Origin of the sequence: Pseudomonas sp. UBA5666, from assembly GCF_002420785.1 — a bacterium.
GTDB lineage: Bacteria > Pseudomonadota > Gammaproteobacteria > Pseudomonadales > Pseudomonadaceae > Aquipseudomonas > Aquipseudomonas fulva.
This window is the reverse complement of the sequence record NZ_DIIQ01000008.1, coordinates 229,007-248,905: the sequence shown is the minus strand read 5'-3', so window position 1 is coordinate 248,905 and position 19,899 is coordinate 229,007. Positions and strand designations below refer to the sequence as shown.

The 19,899-nt window shown below is 63.6% G+C and carries 19 protein-coding genes; 5 read left to right on the top strand and 14 right to left on the bottom strand.

The window, feature by feature from the left end; genetic code table 11:
- Positions 1–75: 75 nt before the first annotated feature.
- From hflC to B2Y33_RS06335, 9 genes are all read right to left on the bottom strand, one after another.
- Positions 76–945, bottom strand: a complete 870-nt coding sequence (hflC, locus tag B2Y33_RS06375) for a protease modulator HflC (protein WP_027913950.1) — start codon at positions 943–945, stop codon at positions 76–78.
- Complete coding sequence (gene hflK, locus B2Y33_RS06370) at positions 945–2,123, bottom strand: FtsH protease activity modulator HflK (RefSeq protein WP_027913951.1); 1,179 nt, start codon at positions 2,121–2,123, stop codon at positions 945–947. Before hflK ends, hflC begins: the two co-directional genes overlap by 1 nt.
- Positions 2,124–2,219: 96 nt before the next feature.
- A complete protein-coding gene (gene hflX / locus B2Y33_RS06365) occupies positions 2,220–3,521 on the bottom strand; it encodes a ribosome rescue GTPase HflX (RefSeq protein ID WP_027913952.1) in 1,302 nt (433 codons plus the stop codon).
- A gap of 12 nt (positions 3,522–3,533) precedes the next feature.
- Positions 3,534–3,794 (bottom strand): RNA chaperone Hfq, encoded by a 261-nt coding sequence (gene hfq / locus B2Y33_RS06360; RefSeq protein ID WP_015272006.1) that lies wholly within the window; start codon positions 3,792–3,794, stop codon positions 3,534–3,536.
- A gap of 94 nt (positions 3,795–3,888) precedes the next feature.
- Positions 3,889–4,860, bottom strand: a complete 972-nt coding sequence (gene miaA, locus B2Y33_RS06355; protein WP_027913953.1) for a tRNA (adenosine(37)-N6)-dimethylallyltransferase MiaA — start codon at positions 4,858–4,860, stop codon at positions 3,889–3,891.
- Between the two features lies 1 nt (position 4,861).
- Positions 4,862–6,751 carry a DNA mismatch repair endonuclease MutL gene (mutL, locus tag B2Y33_RS06350; protein WP_027913954.1) on the bottom strand — a complete coding sequence of 630 codons (1,890 nt, stop codon included), beginning with the start codon at positions 6,749–6,751 and terminating at the stop codon, positions 4,862–4,864.
- Positions 6,748–8,178, bottom strand: coding sequence for an N-acetylmuramoyl-L-alanine amidase (locus B2Y33_RS06345; protein WP_027913955.1), 1,431 nt, complete (start codon positions 8,176–8,178; stop codon positions 6,748–6,750). Before B2Y33_RS06345 ends, mutL begins: the two co-directional genes overlap by 4 nt.
- Positions 8,179–8,180: 2 nt before the next feature.
- Positions 8,181–8,663 carry a tRNA (adenosine(37)-N6)-threonylcarbamoyltransferase complex ATPase subunit type 1 TsaE gene (gene tsaE / locus B2Y33_RS06340; RefSeq protein WP_027913956.1) on the bottom strand — a complete coding sequence of 161 codons (483 nt, stop codon included), beginning with the start codon at positions 8,661–8,663 and terminating at the stop codon, positions 8,181–8,183.
- Positions 8,651–9,511, bottom strand: a complete 861-nt coding sequence (locus tag B2Y33_RS06335; protein ID WP_027913957.1) for an NAD(P)H-hydrate dehydratase — start codon at positions 9,509–9,511, stop codon at positions 8,651–8,653. Before B2Y33_RS06335 ends, tsaE begins: the two co-directional genes overlap by 13 nt.
- A 64-nt stretch (positions 9,512–9,575) precedes the next feature.
- Here B2Y33_RS06335 and queG point away from each other — a divergent pair, with 64 nt between their 5' ends.
- Positions 9,576–10,640 (top strand): tRNA epoxyqueuosine(34) reductase QueG, encoded by a 1,065-nt coding sequence (gene queG, locus B2Y33_RS06330; protein WP_027913958.1) that lies wholly within the window; start codon positions 9,576–9,578, stop codon positions 10,638–10,640.
- 84 nt (positions 10,641–10,724) lie between these two features.
- Here queG and B2Y33_RS06325 read toward each other — a convergent pair whose 3' ends face one another.
- Both B2Y33_RS06325 and orn read right to left on the bottom strand, forming a co-directional pair.
- Entirely contained in the window at positions 10,725–11,336 is a 612-nt protein-coding gene (locus tag B2Y33_RS06325) for a trimeric intracellular cation channel family protein (RefSeq protein WP_027913959.1), read from the bottom strand.
- Positions 11,337–11,447: 111 nt separating this feature from the next.
- Complete coding sequence (orn, locus tag B2Y33_RS06320) at positions 11,448–11,990, bottom strand: oligoribonuclease (protein WP_027913960.1); 543 nt, start codon at positions 11,988–11,990, stop codon at positions 11,448–11,450.
- Positions 11,991–12,129: 139 nt separating this feature from the next.
- Here orn and rsgA point away from each other — a divergent pair, with 139 nt between their 5' ends.
- Entirely contained in the window at positions 12,130–13,161 is a 1,032-nt protein-coding gene (gene rsgA, locus B2Y33_RS06315) for a small ribosomal subunit biogenesis GTPase RsgA (RefSeq protein ID WP_023532943.1), read from the top strand.
- An 81-nt stretch (positions 13,162–13,242) separates the two neighbouring features.
- Here rsgA and motB read toward each other — a convergent pair whose 3' ends face one another.
- Together motB and motA are read right to left on the bottom strand one after the other, a co-directional pair.
- Positions 13,243–14,265 carry a flagellar motor protein MotB gene (gene motB / locus B2Y33_RS06310; RefSeq protein ID WP_027913961.1) on the bottom strand — a complete coding sequence of 341 codons (1,023 nt, stop codon included), beginning with the start codon at positions 14,263–14,265 and terminating at the stop codon, positions 13,243–13,245.
- Between the two features lie 3 nt (positions 14,266–14,268).
- Positions 14,269–15,120, bottom strand: a complete 852-nt coding sequence (gene motA, locus B2Y33_RS06305; protein WP_023532967.1) for a flagellar motor stator protein MotA — start codon at positions 15,118–15,120, stop codon at positions 14,269–14,271.
- A 130-nt stretch (positions 15,121–15,250) separates the two neighbouring features.
- Between motA and B2Y33_RS06300 the strand changes: the two genes are divergently transcribed.
- The 3 genes from B2Y33_RS06300 to asd are packed head-to-tail and all read left to right on the top strand — an operon-like array spanning position 15,251 to position 18,511.
- Complete coding sequence (locus B2Y33_RS06300; RefSeq protein ID WP_206405182.1) at positions 15,251–16,786, top strand: HDOD domain-containing protein; 1,536 nt, start codon at positions 15,251–15,253, stop codon at positions 16,784–16,786.
- Between the two features lie 42 nt (positions 16,787–16,828).
- Positions 16,829–17,638 carry a rhodanese-like domain-containing protein gene (locus tag B2Y33_RS06295; RefSeq protein WP_027913963.1) on the top strand — a complete coding sequence of 270 codons (810 nt, stop codon included), beginning with the start codon at positions 16,829–16,831 and terminating at the stop codon, positions 17,636–17,638.
- Positions 17,639–17,647: 9 nt separating this feature from the next.
- Entirely contained in the window at positions 17,648–18,511 is an 864-nt protein-coding gene (gene asd / locus B2Y33_RS06290; RefSeq protein WP_206405186.1) for an archaetidylserine decarboxylase, read from the top strand.
- A gap of 76 nt (positions 18,512–18,587) precedes the next feature.
- Here asd and serB read toward each other — a convergent pair whose 3' ends face one another.
- Positions 18,588–19,802 carry a phosphoserine phosphatase SerB gene (serB, locus tag B2Y33_RS06285; protein ID WP_027913965.1) on the bottom strand — a complete coding sequence of 405 codons (1,215 nt, stop codon included), beginning with the start codon at positions 19,800–19,802 and terminating at the stop codon, positions 18,588–18,590.
- Between the last annotated feature and the right edge of the window lie 97 nt (positions 19,803–19,899).

Sequence of the window (19,899 nt, the reverse complement as noted above, 5' to 3'; positions counted from 1 at the left end):
ATACACCCCTTTTGATTCGGGATGCACCCTGCCTGGCGTTTTAGCTGCCAGGCGGGGCGCCTGCCCGAATTCGACTCAGGGCCTGCTCTTGTCCATGAAGCGGAAGAACTCGTTCTTCGGATCCAGGACCAGCACGTCGCTCTTGCTGGAGAAGCTCTCGCGGTAGGCTTGCAGGCTACGGTAGAACGCATAGAAATCAGCGTCCTGCGTGTAGGCCTTGGCGTAGATGGAAGCCGCCTGGGCATCACCGTCACCGCGGGTCTCTTCAGCTTCGCGATAGGCCTCGGCCAGCAGCACACGGCGCTGACGATCGGCGTCTGCACGAATACCTTCAGCCAGCTCGTTACCCTTGGCCCGGTGCTCGCGCGCCTCGCGCTCACGCTCGGTGCTCATGCGGTCGAACACGCTGCGGTTGACTTCCTTGGGCAGGTCGATGGCCTTGACGCGGACGTCGACGACCTCGATACCCAGCTCCTTGTTGGCCATGCGGTTCAGCGAAGCGGTGATGTCGGCCATCAACGCGTCACGCTCACCCGACACCACCTCGTGCAAGGTGCGCTTGCCGAACTGGTCACGCAGGCCGCTTTCCAGACGACGGGACAGACGCTCGTCAGCAATCTGCTTCATGCCGGAGGTGGCCGTGTAGAAGCGCTCGGCATCCTTGACGCGCCATTTGGCATAGGCGTCGACCATCACCGCTTTCTTCTCCAGGGTCAGGAACCGCTGGGTAGGCGCGTCGAGGGTCATCAGGCGGGCGTCGAACTTGCGTACCTGGTTCACGTACGGCACTTTCACGTGCAGCCCTGGCTGGACATCGGCCTGGACGACCTTACCGAAGCGCAGCAGAACTGCACGTTCGGTCTGGGACACGATGTAGAAGCTGTTCCAGGCCACGATGGCCAGAACCACGGCGGCGATCAGGGCGATCAGCGATCGGTTGCTCATCAGCGGCTCTCCCTAGTGCGCAGCGGCTGCTGTTGCTGTTGCGTGTCCTGCGCCGAGCGCGCGGCCGCAGCGTCGTTGGCCGACGATACGCCGCTTGCAGGCGCGGACGGGTTGCGGCTGCCTTCGACCATCTTGTCCAGCGGCAGGTAGAGCAGGTTGTTCTGCCCGTCCTTGGTCGCCACCATGACCTTGCTCGAATTGCTATACACCGCCTGCATGGTTTCCAGGTACAGGCGCTGACGGGTCACGTCAGGTGCCTTGCGGTACTCGGTGACCAGCTTGGTGAAGCGGTCGGCCTCACCTTTGGCTCGGGCAATGACTTCATCGCGGTAGCCGTTGGCGTCTTCGATGATGCGCTGAGCCTGACCACGGGCTTCGGGCACCACGCCATTGGCGTAGGACTCGGCCTGGTTGCGGGCACGCTGCTCGTCTTCGCGGGCCCGGATCACGTCATCGAAGGCTTCCTGCACTTCACGCGGGGCTGCCGCGCTCTGCACGTTGACCTGGGTAACGGTGATACCGGTGCGGTAGTTGTCGAGGAAACGCTGCAGACGTTCGCGGATGTCCACGGCCATCTGTTCACGACCTTCGGTCAACACCTGGTCCATGGACGTAGAGCCCACCACGTGACGCAGGGCGCTGTCGGTCGCATGCTGCAGGCTGACCTCGGGCTGGTCGACGTTGAGCACGAAGTCCTGCAGGTTGCTGATCTTGTACTGGACGGTCAGCGGCACCTCGACGATGTTCTCGTCTTCGGTCAGCATCTGGCCCTGCTTGGTGTAGGCCCGCTCGCGCGTGACGTTTTCCATGTACTTGCGATCGATCGGCGGGAAGTAGATGTTCAGGCCGGGACCGACCGTCTCATAATACTTGCCGAAGCGCAGCACAACGGCTTGCTCCTGCTCGTCGACGACATACACGGCGCTGTACAGCCAGATGGCCGCCAGCACTGCCAGGCCGATGGCCAGCAGCCCCAGGCCGCCGCCCTTGCCGACATTGCGGTCACCGCCACCCCGTTTCTTGCCACCACCGAACATGCCGTTGAGGCTGTCCTGCAGTTTGCGGAAGGCCTCGTCCAGATCCGGCGGACCTTTTTTGTCGCCGCCACCACCGCCACCGCGGCGGCCGCCCCAGGGATCCTGATTGTTCGAGTTGCCACCCGGCTCGTTCCAAGCCATAGCGCTCTCCATCTGATAAAGCAAAGACGCGCCCACGGCGCGCCGTCCAATGCTACAGAATGCCTGTCACTGCTGCCCGACGACCTCGTGGGGCATTTATTGCAAAGTGTGTTGCTCGACAAACACTTGCGGCTCCATGCCTTCACGGCTGACCAGGCGATTGAGTTCGACCCTGGGCAGACGCACGCTCAGCAGGCTGCGCCCTTCTTCATCATGCGCTTCACTCTGCACCGCGCCCAAGTCAAAGAATTGCGCGCGCAGGCGAGCAAAACGTTGTTCCAGGCACAAGGTGCCGACAAACAGATCATCACCCAGCAACTCGGCAATCGCCTGGCCAACCAGCTCCAGGCCACGCCCGTCACGTGCCGAAACCCAGACCCGCTCCGGCTTGCCGTCGGCGTTGCGCTGGATCTGCGGCTCGACCTCTTCGAGCAGGTCGAGTTTGTTATACACCTCGAGGATCGGCAAGCCTTCAGCGCCAATCTCGCCCAATACTGCCAGCACCTGCTCGATCTGCTCCATGCGCTCGGGCTCATGGGCATCGATCACGTGCAGCAGCAGGTCGGAGTTGCTCGACTCCTCGAGCGTAGCTCGAAACGCCTCGACCAGCTTGTGCGGCAGGTGCCGGATGAAGCCCACGGTATCGGCCAGCACGATAGGCCCCAGGTCGTTGAGCTCAAGCCGACGCAGCGTCGGGTCGAGGGTAGCGAACAACTGGTCGGCCGCGTACACCTGCGACTGGGTCAGGGCGTTGAACAACGTGGACTTGCCGGCGTTGGTGTAGCCCACCAGCGAGACCGACGGGATGTCCGCACGCTTACGCCCGCGACGCGCCTGTTCACGCTGGCTGCGCACTTTCTCGAGGCGGGACTTGATCTGCCGGATGCGCACGCGCAGCAGGCGACGGTCGGTTTCGAGCTGAGTTTCACCCGGCCCCCGCAGGCCAATACCCCCTTTTTGTCGCTCAAGGTGGGTCCAGCCGCGTACCAGCCGCGTACTCATGTGCTCAAGCTGGGCCAGTTCGACCTGCAGCTTGCCTTCGTGGGTACGTGCGCGCTGAGCGAAGATATCCAGAATCAGCCCGGTCCTGTCGAGCACACGGCACTCGAACACGCGTTCGAGGTTGCGCTCCTGGCTGGGCGTGAGGGTGTGATTGAAAATCACCAGGTCTACCTGCTCGGCATGGACACGGTCGTGCAACTCCTCGACCTTGCCACTGCCAATCAGGTACTTGGCCGAGGGCTGATGCCTCGTGACCGTTACCAGCGAGACGATGTCGGCACCGGCCGACAACGCGAGTTCCTGAAACTCCTGCGGGTCTTCGCGCGCCTCAGGGTTCTGACCTTCCAAGTGAACGAGCAGCGCGCGTTCACCACCACCGTGGCGCTCAAAGAACAATGCAGGCTCCTATCAGGCGTTGCCTGGCTCGCTGTCGCCGTGATCGGAATCGGACGGGCTTGGCAGACGAACCGGGCGGGCAGGTACAACAGTGGAAATGGCGTGCTTGTAGACCATCTGGCTGACGGTGTTCTTCAGCAGTACCACGAACTGGTCGAACGACTCGATCGAGCCTTGCAGCTTGATGCCGTTGACCAGGTAGATCGAAACCGGAACCTTTTCTTTTCTCAAGGTATTCAGGTAAGGGTCTTGTAGCGAATGCCCTTTTGACATATGCCGCACTCCTGTAAGGATAAATAATTGGAAAATCTGAAAAAACGATAAGTAAGGCCGGCTTTCACAAGGATAGACGGCAATCAGCAGGGACTCAGCTCAATATGGAGACGGCCCCAAGGTATTTCAAGGTGCGGGACAGATTGTCGCAGGCCAGGCTGTCGAGCCAATGCACGCCTGGCCAGCCACGCAGCCAGGTGAATTGCCGCTTGGCCAGCTGCCTGGTCGCGATGATACCCCGTTCACGCATCTCATTCTCAGTCAGCTGGCCGTCCAGGTAATCCCAGACCTGCCGATAGCCCACTGCCCGTATAGACGGCAGCCCGGCGTGCAAGTCACTTCTGGCTCGCAGCAATCGGACCTCGTCGACAAAGCCCTGTTCCAACATCTGTGAAAATCGTAACGCAATTCGCTGATGCAGAATGTGACGATCTGTAGGCGCAATCGCAAGACTGGCGACAGTATAGGGCAAATGACCGCAGGCGCTTGCGTCTACACCGCTACTTTCAGCCAATTGACGCTGGCGATGGGCCGTCATGCTATGCCCGCTGACCCGGTATACCTCCAGCGCCCGGATCAACCGCTGCGGATCGTTGGGATGAATGCGCGCGGCCGACTCCGGATCGACCTCAGCCAACTGCCGATGCAGCGCTGCCAGGCCCTCGGCCTCGGCCAGGGCCTCGAGCTCGGCCCTGACCTGGGCATCGGCCGCCGGCATGTCGGCCAGCCCCTCGGTCAACGCCTTGTAATAGAGCATGGTCCCGCCCACCAGCAAGGGGATGTTGCCGCGTGCGGTGATCTCGGCCATCACGCGCAAGGCGTCGGCACGAAACTGCGCTGCCGAGTAGGCTTCGGCCGGGTCGCGGATGTCGATCAGGTGGTGCGGGTGGGCAGCCAGGACGGCCTTCGAGGGCTTTGCCGAACCAATGTCCATGCCCCGATAGACCAGGGCAGAATCAACGCTCACCAGTTCGCAGGGCAAGACTTTGCTCAGCTCGATGGCCAGGTCGGTCTTGCCCGACGCGGTCGGGCCCATCAGGAATATTGCAGGGGGCTTGCCACTCATGTCATCGACCGCGCAGGAATAGTTTGTCCAGATCATCCAGGCCCATCTGGGTCCATGTGGGACGGCCATGGTTGCACTGGCCGCTGCGCTCGGTATTTTCCATGTCGCGCAGCAAGGCGTTCATTTCAGGAATCGCCAGGCGCCGATTGGCACGCACGGCACCGTGGCAGGCCATGGTGCCGAGCAGTTCGTTCAGGTGTGCCTGAATACGGTCGCTGGTGCCGTACTCCATGAGGTCCGCCAGCACATCCTGCACCAGGCGGTTGGCTTCGGCCTGCTTGAGCAGTGCTGGAATCTGGCGAATCGCCAGCGTTTCCGGGCCCAGGCGCTGCAGTTCGAAGCCCAGGCGCTGGAACCAGGCGGCGTGTTCTTCGGCGCAATCGGCCTCGCGCTGGCTCAGGGCGAGCGTTTCGGGCACCAGCAGCGGCTGACCGCTAAGACCCTCGCTGGCCATGGCCACCTTCAGCCGCTCGTACATGATCCGTTCATGGGCGGCATGCATGTCGACGAGGACCAGGCCCGCGGCGTTCTCGGCCAAAATGTAGATGCCCTTGAGCTGGGCCAATGCGAAGCCAAGCGGGGGGATGTCGCCCTGGCTTTCCGGCAGCGCGGCAGCGCCTTCGCTCAAGGGCTTGTAGAACTCGCGATAGACCGCCTGGGCCTCGGCAGCCGGCAATGGCTGCGACGGCCTGGGCGTGTATGAGTACTGGTAACCCGCGCCACTGCCACTGCCGGCAATGGGAGACGGCGCAGCACGTGGTTGCTCGAGCACGGCCGCAGCCAGGCGCATTTCGCCCTGAGGCCCGAACTCGCCTGCTTGCTGCCCCGTCGGCCGGGTCGCCTCAGGCAGGGCAGCCGGGGCAGCCAACTGGTCTTCGGGACGCACATCGGCCAGGGCACGGTGCAAGGTGCCGTACAGGAAATCGTGGACGCTGCGGCCTTCACGGAAGCGCACTTCGTGCTTGGTTGGGTGAACGTTGACGTCCACGCCGTTGGGCTCAAGCTCAAGGAACAGTACGAAGGTCGGGTGACGACCGTTGAACAGCACGTCCCGGTAAGCCTGGCGTACGGCATGGGCCACCAGCTTGTCACGCACCGCGCGCCCGTTCACGAAGAAGTACTGCAAGTCTGCCTGGCTGCGCGAGTATGTCGGCAACCCGACCCACCCCCACAGGCGCAGACCGTTGCGCTCCACGTCGATGGGCAGGGCCTGCTCCATGAAACCGGGACCACAGATGGCGCCCACCCGCCGGGCCCGGTCGGCTTCTTCGCGGGCCTCGTGCAAGCTCAGAATGCTCTTGCCGTTGTGCCGCAGATGGAAGGCCACGTCGAACCGGGCCAGTGCCAGGCGCCTGATCACTTCCTGCAGGTGGTCGAATTCGGTTTTCTCGGCCTTGAGAAACTTGCGCCGCGCCGGCGTGTTGAAAAACAGGTCCCGCACTTCCACGGACGTGCCGACAGGGTGCGCAGCAGGCTGCACCCGCGCGGTCATCTCGCGCCCTTCGGTTTCCACCTGCCAGGCTTCGCTGGCGTTGGCCGTGCGCGAGGTCAGGGTCAGCCGTGCGACCGAGCTGATCGACGCCAGGGCTTCACCGCGAAATCCCAAGCTCAGGACGCCTTCGAGGTCTTCCAGCTCGCGGATCTTGCTGGTGGCATGGCGCTCCAGCGCCAGCGGCAGGTCGTCGGCAGAGATGCCGCTGCCATCGTCGCGCACCTTCAGCAGCTTGATGCCACCTTGCTCGACGTCCACGTCGATCCGGCGAGCACCGGAGTCGAGACTGTTTTCCAACAGCTCCTTGGCAACCGATGCGGGCCGTTCCACCACCTCGCCAGCCGCAATCTGGTTGGCCAGCCGCGGGCTGAGCAGCTGGATGCGTGAGCCGCCGCTCATTGCGAGGCCAACGTGGTGGCAGGAATGTCCAGGCGCTGGCCGACCTTCAGTTCATCGGTCTTGAGGCTGTTGGTACTGCGCAGGCTGGTGACGCTGACTTGATAGCGAACCGCGAGCATGGCCAGGGTCTCACCAGGCCGCACCGTATGTTCACGCGGGCCCTGGGCGATCTTGCCGCTGTCGCGTAGCCACGCCACGTAGGTGCCTGGCGGTGGGTTCTGCTGGAAGTACTGGCGAACCCCGGTGTGAATGGAGCGGGCCAATGCCTGCTGGTGGCTGCGCGTAGCCAGCTTGGCGGCTTCTGCATTGTTCGAGATGAAACCGGTCTCGACCAGGATCGACGGAATGTCCGGGGACTTGAGCACCATGAAGCCGGCCTGCTCCACGCGCTGCTTGTGCAGCGAGGTGATACGCCCCATGTTGCCCAGCACCTTCTGACCGACGTTGAGGCTGGAACTGAGCGTGGCCGTCATCGACAGGTCGAGCAGCACCCCGGCCAGCATGCGGTCCTTGTCGTCGAGGCTGACATTGCCGGCACCGCCGATCAAGTCGGAGCGGTTTTCCGTATCGGCCAGCCAGCGTGCGGTCTCGGAGGTCGCACCGCGGTCGGACAAGGCGAACACCGAGGCGCCGAAGGCAGCGCGCGACGGGGCAGCATCGGCGTGGATGGAGATGAAGAGGTCGGCGCCTTTCTTGCGAGCGATCTCGGTGCGCTTGCGCAATGGGATGAAGTAGTCGCCCGTGCGCGTCAGCTCGGCGCGAAAGCCCTTCTCGCTGTTGATCTGGCGCTGCAGTTCGCGGGCGATCTGCAGGACGATGTCTTTTTCATGCTGCCCGCTGGAGCCCGAAGCGCCAGGATCCTCGCCACCGTGGCCAGCATCGATGGCCACCACGATGTCGCGCTTGCCACTGGGCACCGGTGGCAGCTTGATGGCTGGCTGGGTCGGCGTGACGGGCACCGCTGGCGTGGTGGCCGGCGCCTGCACCGGTGGCGGCGCAGGCGTTGGGGCACTGGCGGCAATGGCGTCCGCCTCCTGGTCGTACAGGTCGACCACCAGACGATTGCCGTATTGCGCGTTGGGCGCCAAGGTAAAGCTCTTGGGCGTGACCGACTTCTTCAGGTCCACGACCACCCGCAGGTCGGTCGGTGTGCGCTGGGCCGAGCGCACGCTGCTGATCGGCGTATTGGACGTTGCCACCTTCAAGGGTGCGCCCAGGGTTGCGCCGTTGATGTCGATGACCAGCCGATCGGGTGCGCTCAATGTGAAGACACTGTGCTGCACAGGCCCGGACAGGTCGAAGACCAACCGGGTGTTGTCCGGCGCACGCCACAGGCGCACGCTCTTGACTTGAGTGACGGCCAGAGCCTCAACGGTCACCGTTGTCAGCAAAAGCCCAACGATGGCGACCAGTGCGCGTATGCGCATACCTACCCCGCTTGCTGTTTATAGTATTCGGCCAGTGCCACGCACCAGGCGTCGCCGCGAGCCCCCTGCGGCGAAAGTACAAGCGAGCGTCCGCTCGCCTGGGGGCTTATGGTAATGGTCAGGTCAGGCTTTGGCAAAACGCCCGCACCCTTTTGTGGCCACTCGAACAGGCACAGTGGATCATCCTCGAAATAGTCACGAATGCCCATGAACTCAAGCTCCTCCGGATCGACCAGCCGATAGAGGTCGAAGTGAAAAGCTCGGACATCACCAATCTCGTAGGGTTCTACCACGGTAAATGTAGGGCTTTTCACCGCACCCGTATGGCCCAACCCACGAATAAGGCCGCGAGACAGGGTTGTCTTGCCAGCGCCAAGGTCGCCTTCCAGGAAGATGATCCCGCGCCCACCGGTTACCCGGGCGAGTTGGCCGCCGAAGGCGACCATGGCCGCTTCGTCGGCCAGAAACAGGTTTAAGCCAGACACGCTGAATGCTCCTCCAACAACTCACGAATCACAGGTATCAGGTCACTGGCGGCCAACCCACGGCCGCCGCTACCCAGGCGCTCGCCAGCACAGGCATGCAGCCAGACGCCCAGGCCTGCGGCGTCCCAGGCGCCAAGCCCCTGGGCCAGCAGCGCGCCGCACACGCCACTGAGCACATCCCCAAGGCCTGCGCCCGCCATGGCCGGATGGCCACGGTCGCAGCGCGCCAGCCGCCCTTCGGGGTCGGCGACCAGGGTACCTGCGCCCTTGAGCACACACACGCTGTTGTGGCGGCGTGCCAGCTTGCGCGCTGCACCCGGGCGATCCGCCTGCACCGCTTCGGTGGAAATACCCAGCAGCCGCGCAGCTTCGCCTGGATGCGGGGTCAGGATACTGCCACTGGGCAGCGCAAGGGGCGTGGCTGCCAGCAGGTTCAGGGCATCGGCATCCCAGACCTGCGCGCCATCGGCGTTGGCCACGGCGGACAGCAGGCTGCGCCCCCATGCCGCCTGCCCCAGGCCAGGCCCCACGACCGCCACCGAAGCGCGGGCCAGCACGGTCATCAACTGGTTGGCCGACTGCACGCCCAGGCACATGGTTTCGGGCATCCGGGTCAGCCCGGCGCCCACGTGCTCCGGCCGCGTGGCTACGCTCACCAGCCCAGCGCCGCAGCGCAAGGCGGCCTCGGCACTGAGCAGGACGGAGCCGCCGGTGCCAAGGTCGCCGCCGACCACCAGCACATGGCCGAAGTCACCTTTATGGGCCTGAGCAGGGCGTGGCGGCAGGTGGGCAACGGTCAGGCTGCTCAGCACTGTGGGGGTGTGTAGGGGGTTACTGGTCTGTTGCATGGGGTCAAAAGCTCCAATGTCTGGCAGAATTATACGCACCTCTGCCCGTATTGCTTGCCCATCCATGTCCGCCTCCACACCTGACCTCGACGCATTGGCCCACAACATCAAGCTGTGGGGCCAGGAACTGGGCTTTGCCCACGTCGGCATCGCCGGTATCGACCTGGGCGAACACGAGCACCACCTGCAGCGCTGGCTGGACGCCGGTTATCAGGGGGAGATGGAATACCTGGGGGCGCACGGCAGCAAGCGCGCCCACCCCGAGCAACTGATCCCAGGCACCGTGCGCGTCGTCTCGCTGCGCATGGACTATCTGCCCGGCGACACGCAGATGGCGCAGCGCCTGGCCCAGCCGGAGAAGGCCTACGTGTCCCGCTATGCCTTGGGCAGGGACTACCACAAGCTGGTGCGCAAGCGTGTGCAGTCGCTGGCCGACCGCATCCAGCAGGGCATTGGCCCCTTTGGCTACCGAGCCTTCGTCGACAGCGCGCCAGTTCTGGAAAAGGCCCTGGCCGAACAAGCCGGGCTTGGCTGGATCGGCAAGAACACCCTGTTGCTCAACCGCAAGGCCGGCAGCTATTTCTTTCTGGCCGAACTGTTCGTCGACCTGCCTCTGCCAGTGGACCAGGCCACCACCAGCGAACACTGCGGCCGCTGCACGGCTTGCCTGGACATCTGCCCCACCCAGGCCTTCGTCGGCCCGTACGTGCTGGATGCCCGCCGCTGCATCTCCTACCTGACCATCGAACTCAAAGGGCCGATTCCCGTGGAGTTGCGCTCGATGATGGGCAACCGGGTATTCGGCTGCGACGACTGTCAGATCGTCTGCCCCTGGAACCGCTTCGCCAAGCCCAGCCGCGAGCAGGACTTCCAGCCCCGCCACGGCCTGGAGAACGCGGAGCTGGCGCAGATGTTTCTGTGGGATGAGCCTACTTTCCTGCGCAAGACCGAAGGCGGGCCTCTGCGACGTGCCGGTTACGAGCGCTGGCTGCGCAACCTGGCCGTCGGCCTGGGCAACGCCCCTTCCACGATCCCGGTCATCGAAGCCCTCAAGGCGAGGCGCGACGATGCCTCGCCGCTGGTGAGGGAGCACGTGGAGTGGGCGCTTGCCCGGCACGGGGTGGCATGAACCTGCTGGGAGGCTACGCCGCCTCTGCAGCCTTGCGGTGAAGCACAAAGCCTGAGCCTGCTAGCCGGGTGCGGGCGCCCACCTTCACTGTTGGTCATTGTAATGAAACTTGGGCATCTCCCAGTGAAAGCGAATAGCCAGCAACCGCACCAGAAACCCACCGAACAACGTCAGCAGCATGGCTTGCTCCGCGGGCACCTTGAAGTAGTCGCAGCCCAGGTAGAACCAGGCCGCGGCGAACGACACGCTTGCGTATAACTCCCGGCGGAACACAAGCGGAATGTCATTGCAGAAGATATCCCGCAGAATTCCGCCGAAGACCCCCGTGATCACACCGCTGATGGACGCCACCAGCATCCCCTGCCCCATCTCCAGCGCGGTCATGCAGCCAATGAGGGTAAAGGCCACCAGCCCCAAGGCGTCGAGCACCAGAAACAGGGAGCGCAGGCGGCGCATCATCGGCGCGATGAAAATGGTCAACAGCGCCGCGCAGCTGGTCAGCACCAAGTATTCCGGGTGCTTGACCCACGTCAGCGGGTAGTGCCCCAATAGCATGTCACGCACCGAACCACCGCCCAATGCGGTCACGCACGCGATCAGCACCACGCCGAACCAGTCCATGCCGCGACGGCCGGCAGACAGCGCACCGGTCATCGCTTCGGCGGTGATGGCGATCAGATAAAGCATCAGCAACATGAGCAAGACCCACACCGATCACACACGCGAGCGGCCGTCAGCGCATGGAACCGGGCATCAGTGCCCGGCCCGTCATTGGCCGGCCGCATGCAGCGTGTGAGCTACGTTTTTTTAGAATTTGATGAAGTGTTCGCGGTAGTGGCGCAGCTCGGCGATGGATTCGCGGATGTCGTCCAGCGCCAGGTGCGTGTTGCCCTTGCTGAAGCTGTCTCGCACCTCGGGGGCCCAGCGCGCTGCCAGCTCCTTGAGGGTGGAGACGTCGAGGTTGCGGTAATGGAAGTAATTTTCCAGCTGACGCATGTGCCGGTACAGGAACCGACGGTCCTGGCAGATGCTGTTCCCGCAGATCGGCGACTTGCCCTTGGGTACCCACTGCTCGAGGAAGGCGATGGTCTGGGCCTCGGCCTGGGCCATGCTCACCTGGCTCTCACGCACCCGCTGGGTCAGGCCGGAGGCGCCGTGGGTGCGGGTGTTCCAGTCGTCCATGCGCGCCAGCACTTCATCACTGTGGTGGATGGCGATGACCGGTCCCTCGGCCAGCGTATTGAGGTCGCTGTCGGTGACGATGGTGGCCATCTCGATGATGACATCGCTGTCCGGATCCAGCCCGGTCATCTCCAGGTCGATCCAGATCAGGTTCTGTGGGTTTTGCATGCAGGCACTCCTCCGATGGAGGCTTATATTAGCGCAGTGCACCCCCATGAACCAAAGTGAAGCGGACAGCGTTCAGGCCCGGCATGCTAGACTGCCAGTCGTTTTCTACGCCCCGCTCGGGGCCTTCTACGGAGCGTTCATGGCCAAACGCCAGCTCAACCGTCGCCAGAACTGGCGTATCGAAAAAATCCAGAACGAGCGCGCTGCACGTGCAGCAAAGCGCGAGCAGCATGCCTTGCAGGAACTGGAAGGCGGCGACCTTGGGCCCGAACAGCTGGGGCTGGTGATCGCACACTTCGGCGTGCAAGTCGAAGTCGAAGCCCAAGATGGCGACACCGCAGGCCAGGTATTTCGCTGCCACCTGCGCGCCAATCTCCCGGCATTGGTCACCGGCGACCGCGTGGTCTGGCGTGCCGGCAACCAGGGGATCGGCGTCATCGTTGCGCAGATGCCCCGTGCAACCGAACTGTGCCGCCCCAACAACCATGGCCAGCTCAAGCCAGTGGCCGCCAACGTCGACCTCATCGTCATCGTTTTCGCACCGGCGCCGGAACCGCACCCCAACCTCATCGACCGCTACCTGGTGGCCGCCGAACATGCCGGCCTGCGGCCCCTGTTGCTGCTGAACAAGGCCGACCTGGTCAATGACGAGAACGGGCCAGGCCTGCAGGCGCTCCTGGACGTCTACCGTGAACTGGGCTACCCGCTGCTGGAAGTCTCGGCGCACCAAGGGGATGGCATGCAGCGCCTGCAGCAGGCGCTGGATGGACACATCAGCGTCTTCGTCGGTCAGTCGGGGGTGGGCAAGTCGTCACTGGTCAACAGCCTGCTGCCACAGGCCGGCACCCGGGTCGGTGACCTGTCGGAATGGTCGGGCCAGGGCACCCATACCACCACCACCGCCCGCCTCTATCACTTCCCCAACGGGGGCGACCTGATCGACTCGCCGGGCATCCGTGAGTTCGGCCTGGGGCACGTCAGCCGCACCGATGTAGAAGAAGGCTTCATCGAGTTCCGCGACCTGTTCGGCACCTGTCGTTTCCGCGACTGCAAGCATGATCGCGAGCCCGGGTGCGCTCTGCTCAAGGCTCTGGAAGACGGGCGAATCAAGCCTCAGCGAATGAACAGCTACCGCTCGATCATCGCCAGCCTGCCGGAAGAAACCTACTGATCAACCCCTGCGAGCACGATGCAGGCATGGCGCCTCGTCCGATCCGGCAGTGACCGGCAGCCCCGCGGGGCTGCCAAGCCCTCACTGCTCCTTGGTCTCATCCATCTTCAACGTGCCGTCCTCGAAGATGTTGAGCTTCTGGCGCAACTCACGTGGCTGCATGGGCGTCTGGTCATCGACCGCCGAAGGTGCCGGTGCGGATGGTGACGGTGCCTGCGCCCCGGCAGGCGCTTCAGCCGGCGGGGGCGCGGCGCCCTGCTCGCCTTCGATATCACGCTGGGCCTTCTTGGTCAGCACGATGATGTCGATCCGGCGGTTTACCGGGTTGAGCGGGTCCTTGCGATCGAACAGCGACGAAGACGCATACCCCACCACCCGTGCCACCTGACCCTCTGGATAGCCCCCTGCTACCAGTGCCCGCCGTGCAGCATTGGCGCGGTTGGCTGACAGTTCCCAGTTGCCGAACTCGCCAGCACCTGCGTACGGCTTGGCATCGGTATGGCCACTGACGCTGATCTTGTTGGGCACGGTCTTGATGGTATCGGCCATGGCCAGCAGGATGTCCTCGAAATACGGCTGCAAGCGTGCGCTGCCGATGTCGAACATGGGCCGGTTCTCGGCGTCCATGATCTGGATGCGCAGGCCGTCCTGAGTGATCTCGAACAGGATCTGGTCCTTGAACTTCTGCAGCTGCGGGTTCTCTTCCACCTTGTTCTGCAACTCCTGCAGCAGCAGCTCGAGGCGCTCGCGCTCGACCTGCTCGGCCATGGTTTCCACCTGGTCCTTGTTCAGTTCGATGCTGGTGTCGGGGGTCGGCTCCGATTTCACCTCGGGGTTGATGGTCTTTTCCGGCGCCAGCTCGGGCGAGCCGCCCAGGTCGATGACGTAAGGTGTACCGCTTTCGGAGAAGCCGATCGGGTCCTTGAAGTACCCGGCGATGGCGATCTTCTGCTCAGGTGTTGCCGTCGACAGCAACCACAGCACCAGAAAGAACGCCATCATGGCCGTGGCGAAGTCGGCAAAGGCGATCTTCCAGGCGCCACCGTGGTGGCCGCCGCCAAAGCGCTTTACGCGCTTGACGATGATGGGCTGATTGTTCTCCATGACTCAGCGACCGCGTACCGCTTGCTCGAGCTCGGAGAAGCTGGGGCGATGCTTGGGGTACAGCACCTTGCGCCCGAACTCCACGGCCAGCGACGGCGGCATGCCCGAGGCCGAAGCGACCAGCGAGGCCTTGATCGACTCGTACAGGTTGAGTTCTTCCTTGGCATCGTGCTCAAGGCACTTGGCCAGCGGGCCGAAGAAGCCATAGGCGGCGAGAATACCGAAGAAGGTACCCACTAGGGCGGCGCCCACGTGCATACCGATGGCTGCCTGGTCACCATCGCCCAGCGACGCCATGGTGACGACGATGCCCAATACGGCTGCAACGATACCAAAGCCTGGCATGCCATCTGCGACCCCAGTGACCGCGTGGGATGGATGCTCCAGCTCCTCCTTCATGCTCAGCAGCTCCATGTCGAACAGGCCTTCGAGTTCGTGGGGGGCCATGTTGCCGGTGGACATGATGCGCAGGTAGTCGCAGACGAACGCAGTCATGCGCTCATCGGCCAGTACGGTCGGGTACTTGGCAAAGATCGGGCTGGCCGAGGCGTCTTCGATGTCGGCCTCGATGGCCATCATGCCTTCGCGGCGGCTCTTGTTGAGAATCTCATAGACCAGCCCCAGCACTTCCAGGTAATAGCCATGGGTGAAGCGCGAGCCGAACATCTTCATCGACTTCTTCAGAACGTGCATCGTCATGTAGCCAGGGTTGGCTTGCAGGAACGCACCAAAGGCCGCGCCGCCGATGATCAGCACTTCGAACGGCTGGATCAGCGCCGCAATCTTGCCGTGGGAGAGGACGTAGCCGCCGAGCACGCTCGCGAATACGACGATGATGCCGATAATTTTAGCCATAGATTCAAAGCACTTGCTGTCGTGGTCAGGGAAAGAGGCGGGAGCGTCAAAACTCTTCTTCTCCTTATCGGCAGAACTGCGCCAGACTATAGCCACTAAAAGCGAAAAGCCAGTTTGGACTGATGTCAAAATGCCAATCGAAACCGAGGTATCCGGCCAGGCCCCGCGTACGCTAGAGGCTTGGGTGAAGTTGCTGGAGAGTGTGCGCATTCCTGTGCCCAAGCACAGCTACGACCGGGTCATGGCGGCCATCAACGATAACCGGCGTTCATTGCGCGACATCGCCGAGCTGATGCAGGACAGCCCGGCCCTGGTGCTTTCGGTGATGCGCGAAGCCAACCACCCGACCAACGCCAGCCAGGCCGAACCGGCCGAAAGCCTGGAGATCGCCCTCAATCGCCTGGGGCTTGAGCGTAGCGCTCTCCTGCTCAGGCGCCTGCCAGCCCTGCCGATCGAAGACATCCCGCCGGTGCTGCGCCAGTTCCAGTTGATCAGCCAGCATGCCTCGCAGCAGGCCAGCGGCCTGTTCGCCAGCCGTCTGGCGCGGCTGTGGCAGGAAATTCACTGGGGTAGCCTGCTGTTCCTGTCCCCGTTATGGCCGCTGGCATTGGCCCACCCGAAGCTGCTCGACACCTGGGAGCTGCGGGTCATCCATAAAGGTGAAGACGCCGCCATTGTCGAGCAGGAGCTGTTCGGTGTTCGCATCATGGCGCTGTGCCAGGCCGTGGCCCAGCAGTGGCGCCTGCCGCAATGGGTGACCCAGGGCTATCGCCTGCTGCTCGAGGAGCGCGACCAGCTTGCCCAGGTGTTGAACATCGCTCGGGACGAAGACCTGCTCAATCAACAACACCGGCTCGATGCCGAGCCCGGCCTGCGGCGCTGGTTCAACCAACCGGCCAACACCGTGCTGCTGGCCAACAATCTGGCACTGGCAGCGCAGGTGGGCTGGGACAATCCCCACCTGCTGCGCTGGCAACTGCTGACCGCACTCTACCTGCAGACCTCGCTCGAAGATGTTCAACAGCAGGTTCACCAACAAGCTGCGGCCAGTGCCAGGCGTCATGCGCGCCTAGCACTGTTCCACCCTGCCGAGGCCTTGATCTGGCCCTGGCATCAACGCCGCCCCCACCCGGACATGCTGGCGCCCCCGCCCCCCACCGCCGAAGAACTGGCACGCTGGCGGTCGCTCTGCCAGGACTTGCTGGCCCAGCCCAGTCCTTTCACCAATACCGTGCACCTGGCGGCCCAGGCCCGTGAAGCGGTACTGGCGTGCGGCATGCAACGCCTGCTGCTGCTGGGCCTGGACCGTGCCAATGACTGCCTGCGCGTGCAGCAGGCAGCCGGGCTAGCGAAAGAGGCGAGCAGCCTGATATTGCCGGTGGCGGCGAATAAGCTGCTGCAAAAGCTGATGTCCAAGGCCGGGCAACTGCGCATTACACCCGAAAACCACACCCAGTTCGCCTCGTTGTTGCCGCCGCCCTTGAGTGCCCTGTTCCGAGGCGAGCATGTGCTGCTGCGCTCGCTGGCGGTCAATGACCAGGTGCTGATGCTCTTGGTGGCCGACCAAGGGTGCCGCCCCCTGGCCGACATCAGCGTGCAGGCTTTTGGCAAAACCTCGCAATGCATCGAACGGGCGCTATCGGTGTTTGCCAACCGCAAGGGCTGAGCCTTGCGCTACAATCGCCTCTTTGCACACTGGAGACCGTGGATGACCGACTTTTCCGGCCTGCCGCTGGTGATCGAAGCCGCCGACCTGTTGCCACGCCTGGGCTCGCCCGACTTGATCCTGGTCGACCTCAGCAGCGCCAATCGTTACGTCAGCGGGCATATCCCGGGCGCGCATTTCGTCGAGGGCAAGCGGACTCAGCTCGGTCAGCCGCCTGCACCGGGGCTGCTACCGCCGTTGAGCGACCTGGAAAAGCTGTTCGGCGAACTGGGCCACCGCAGCGATGCCGTCTATGTGGTGTATGACGATGATGGCGGTGGCTGGGCTGGCCGCTTCATCTGGCTGCTCGATGTGATCGGTCACACCCGGTACCACTACCTCAACGGTGGCATCCAGACCTGGCCTGCCGACCGGCTCAGTACCGATGTGCCTGCCAAGGGTACCCAGCCGGTGAGTTTGCATCTGCATCCGGAACCCACCGCCACCCGCGAATACCTGCAAAGCCGCCTGGGCGCCGATGACCTGGCAATCTGGGATGCTCGCGCCCCACAGGAATTCACCGGCGAAAAAATGCTCGCGGCCAAAGGCGGGCACATACCCGGTGCGGTCAATTTCGAATGGACCGCCGGCATGGACCTCAATGACCATCTGCGCATCCGCCCGGACATCGCCGAAGTGCTGCAGTCCCTTGGTATCACGCCTGACAAGGAAGTGATCACCCACTGCCAGACGCATCGCCGCTCCGGCTTCACTTATCTGGTGGCAAAGGCCCTCGGCTACCCGCGAGTCAAAGCGTACGCTGGCTCCTGGAGCGAATGGGGCAATCACCCGGACACGCCTGTCGAAGTTTAAGGAACCTGAATGAAATCCCGTCTGTTCATCATCAGCCAGTACCTGCTGCCGCATCACCTGCTGTCGCGCCTGGCCGGCTGCGTTGCCGAGTGCCGCGCCCGCTGGTTCAAGAACGCCTTCACCGCCTGGTTTGCCAAGCGCTACCAGGTCGACATGCGTGAGGCGCTGGTCGAAGACTTGACCGCCTACGAGCACTTCAACGCGTTCTTCACCCGTGCCCTGAAACCCGGCGCACGCCCCCTTGACCAGACCCCCGGCGCCATCCTGTGCCCGGCCGACGGTGCAGTGAGCCAGGTGGGACCGATCGAGCACGGCCGCATCTTCCAGGCCAAGGGCCACAGCTACAGCGCACAGGAACTGCTGGGCGGCGACCCGGCCATGGCGGCCCCCTTCATGGGCGGCGAGTTTGCCACTGTCTACCTGTCACCCAAGGACTACCACCGCGTGCACATGCCGCTGGCAGGCACGTTACGCGAGATGGTCTACGTGCCGGGGCGGCTGTTCTCGGTCAACCAGACCACCGCAGAAAACGTGCCCGAACTGTTCGCTCGCAATGAGCGGGTGGTCTGCCTGTTCGACACCGAGCGCGGCCCGATGGCGGTCGTGTTGGTCGGTGCCATGATCGTGGCATCCATCGAGACCGTCTGGGCAGGGCTGATCACGCCGCCCAAGCGCGAGCTCAAGACCTTCCGCTACGACGACGCCAGCCGTGCGCCGATTCACCTGGCAAAAGGCGTCGAGCTGGGTCGGTTCAAGTTGGGCTCGACGGCGATCGTGCTGTTCGGCCCCGATCAGGTCAAATGGGCCGAACACGTGGGCGCCGCCTCGGCCGTGCGCATGGGCCAGCTGTTGGCCACGCCGTTGCAGGCGTAATGGCCTGAGACGTGGCCCCAGGGTTCGGGCGTTAGCGCCAGAGCCTTGGGGCCGCTTTGCGCAAGCGCAGGCTATATCAGCCGCGTGTGTCGCGATCGCGCAGGCCCAGCAGGTACAGCACGCCATCAAGGCCCAGCGTGGAAATTGCCTGCTTGGCCGACTGCCGCACCAGCGGCTTGGCGCGGAAGGCTACGCCCAGCCCCGCCAACGCCAGCATCGGCAAGTCGTTCGCGCCATCGCCCACGGCGATGGTCTGTTCCAGTTGCAGGCCTTCTTCGCTGGCCAATTGCTGAAGCAGCTCGGCCTTGCGCTGGGCATCGACGATAGGCTCCACCGCCACGCCAGTCACCTTGCCATCGACCACTTCCAGCTCATTGGCAAAGACGTAGTCGATGCCCAGGCGCGCCTGTACCTGGCGGGCGAAGTAGGTGAAGCCACCCGACAAAATGGCGGTCTTGTAACCCAGGCGCTTGAGCTCGGCAAAGAGGTTTTCCGCACCTTCGGTCAAACGCAGCGATGCGCCGATTTCATCCAGCACGCCGACATCCAGGCCCTTGAGCAGCGCCATGCGCTCCTTGAAGCTGGCCCGGAAGTCCAACTCGCCACGCATGGCCCGCTCGGTGATCGCCGCGACCTGCTCGCCCACGCCAGCGGCCTTGGCCAGCTCGTCGATCACTTCAGCCTCGATCAGGGTCGAATCCATGTCGAACACGGCCAGGCGGCGGTTGCGGCGGAACAGGTCGTCCCGCTGGAAGGCGATGTCGATGCTCAGGGCCTCGGACAAGGCAAAGAACTCGGCGCGCAACGCCTGGCCATCGTCAGGCTCGCCGCGAACCGAAATCTCCACCGCAGCCTTGCCCTTGCTGGTGTCCGCGTCCAGCGCCACCCGGGCCGACAGGCGCTCGATGCGCTCGATGGTCAGCCCGTGCTGGCTGATGATGGCGCTGACACGCTGCAACTGGTCTGGTGAGATCTTGCGGCTGAGCAGGGTGACCACGTGCCGTGCTTCACCATGGCCATCGGCCCAGTGCTGGTAGTCCGCTTCGGAAATCGGTGTGTAGCGCGCCTGCAGGTTCAGCTCGTGCGCCTTGGCCTGGACGCTCTGCAGTAGCTTGGTCGCCACTTCGTTATCCGGAATATCCACCAGGATGCCGAACGACAATGTGCCGTGCATCACCGCCAGGCCGATGTCGAGAATGCTCACACCGTCCTGCAGCAGGACGCCAGTGATGGCAGCAGTAAGACCGGGGCGGTCCTCACCGGTGATGTTGATCAGGACGATTTCGCGCACAACCAGGCTCCGACTTCGATGAAAAATGCGCATTCTACCGATTTTCCGTGACCATCGGGCGCTAACGCTACTTTGCCGACAAAACCCGGGTCGCTAT

What these genes read in the sequence shown, in the direction of transcription:
- hflC (WP_027913950.1), bottom strand. Translation starts at nt 945, where the DNA reads ATGAGCAACCGATCGCTGATCGCCCTGATCGCCGCCGTGGTTCTGGCC.
- hflK (WP_027913951.1), bottom strand. Translation starts at nt 2,123, where the DNA reads ATGGCTTGGAACGAGCCGGGTGGCAACTCGAACAATCAGGATCCCTGG.
- hfq (WP_015272006.1), bottom strand. Translation starts at nt 3,794, where the DNA reads ATGTCAAAAGGGCATTCGCTACAAGACCCTTACCTGAATACCTTGAGA.
- miaA (WP_027913953.1), bottom strand. Translation starts at nt 4,860, where the DNA reads ATGAGTGGCAAGCCCCCTGCAATATTCCTGATGGGCCCGACCGCGTCG.
- mutL (WP_027913954.1), bottom strand. Translation starts at nt 6,751, where the DNA reads ATGAGCGGCGGCTCACGCATCCAGCTGCTCAGCCCGCGGCTGGCCAAC.
- B2Y33_RS06345 (WP_027913955.1), bottom strand. Translation starts at nt 8,178, where the DNA reads ATGCGCATACGCGCACTGGTCGCCATCGTTGGGCTTTTGCTGACAACG.
- B2Y33_RS06335 (WP_027913957.1), bottom strand. Translation starts at nt 9,511, where the DNA reads ATGCAACAGACCAGTAACCCCCTACACACCCCCACAGTGCTGAGCAGC.
- queG (WP_027913958.1), top strand. Translation starts at nt 9,576, where the DNA reads ATGTCCGCCTCCACACCTGACCTCGACGCATTGGCCCACAACATCAAG.
- B2Y33_RS06325 (WP_027913959.1), bottom strand. Translation starts at nt 11,336, where the DNA reads ATGTTGCTGATGCTTTATCTGATCGCCATCACCGCCGAAGCGATGACC.
- orn (WP_027913960.1), bottom strand. Translation starts at nt 11,990, where the DNA reads ATGCAAAACCCACAGAACCTGATCTGGATCGACCTGGAGATGACCGGG.
- rsgA (WP_023532943.1), top strand. Translation starts at nt 12,130, where the DNA reads ATGGCCAAACGCCAGCTCAACCGTCGCCAGAACTGGCGTATCGAAAAA.
- motB (WP_027913961.1), bottom strand. Translation starts at nt 14,265, where the DNA reads ATGGAGAACAATCAGCCCATCATCGTCAAGCGCGTAAAGCGCTTTGGC.
- motA (WP_023532967.1), bottom strand. Translation starts at nt 15,120, where the DNA reads ATGGCTAAAATTATCGGCATCATCGTCGTATTCGCGAGCGTGCTCGGC.
- B2Y33_RS06300 (WP_206405182.1), top strand. Translation starts at nt 15,251, where the DNA reads ATGCCAATCGAAACCGAGGTATCCGGCCAGGCCCCGCGTACGCTAGAG.
- B2Y33_RS06295 (WP_027913963.1), top strand. Translation starts at nt 16,829, where the DNA reads ATGACCGACTTTTCCGGCCTGCCGCTGGTGATCGAAGCCGCCGACCTG.
- asd (WP_206405186.1), top strand. Translation starts at nt 17,648, where the DNA reads ATGAAATCCCGTCTGTTCATCATCAGCCAGTACCTGCTGCCGCATCAC.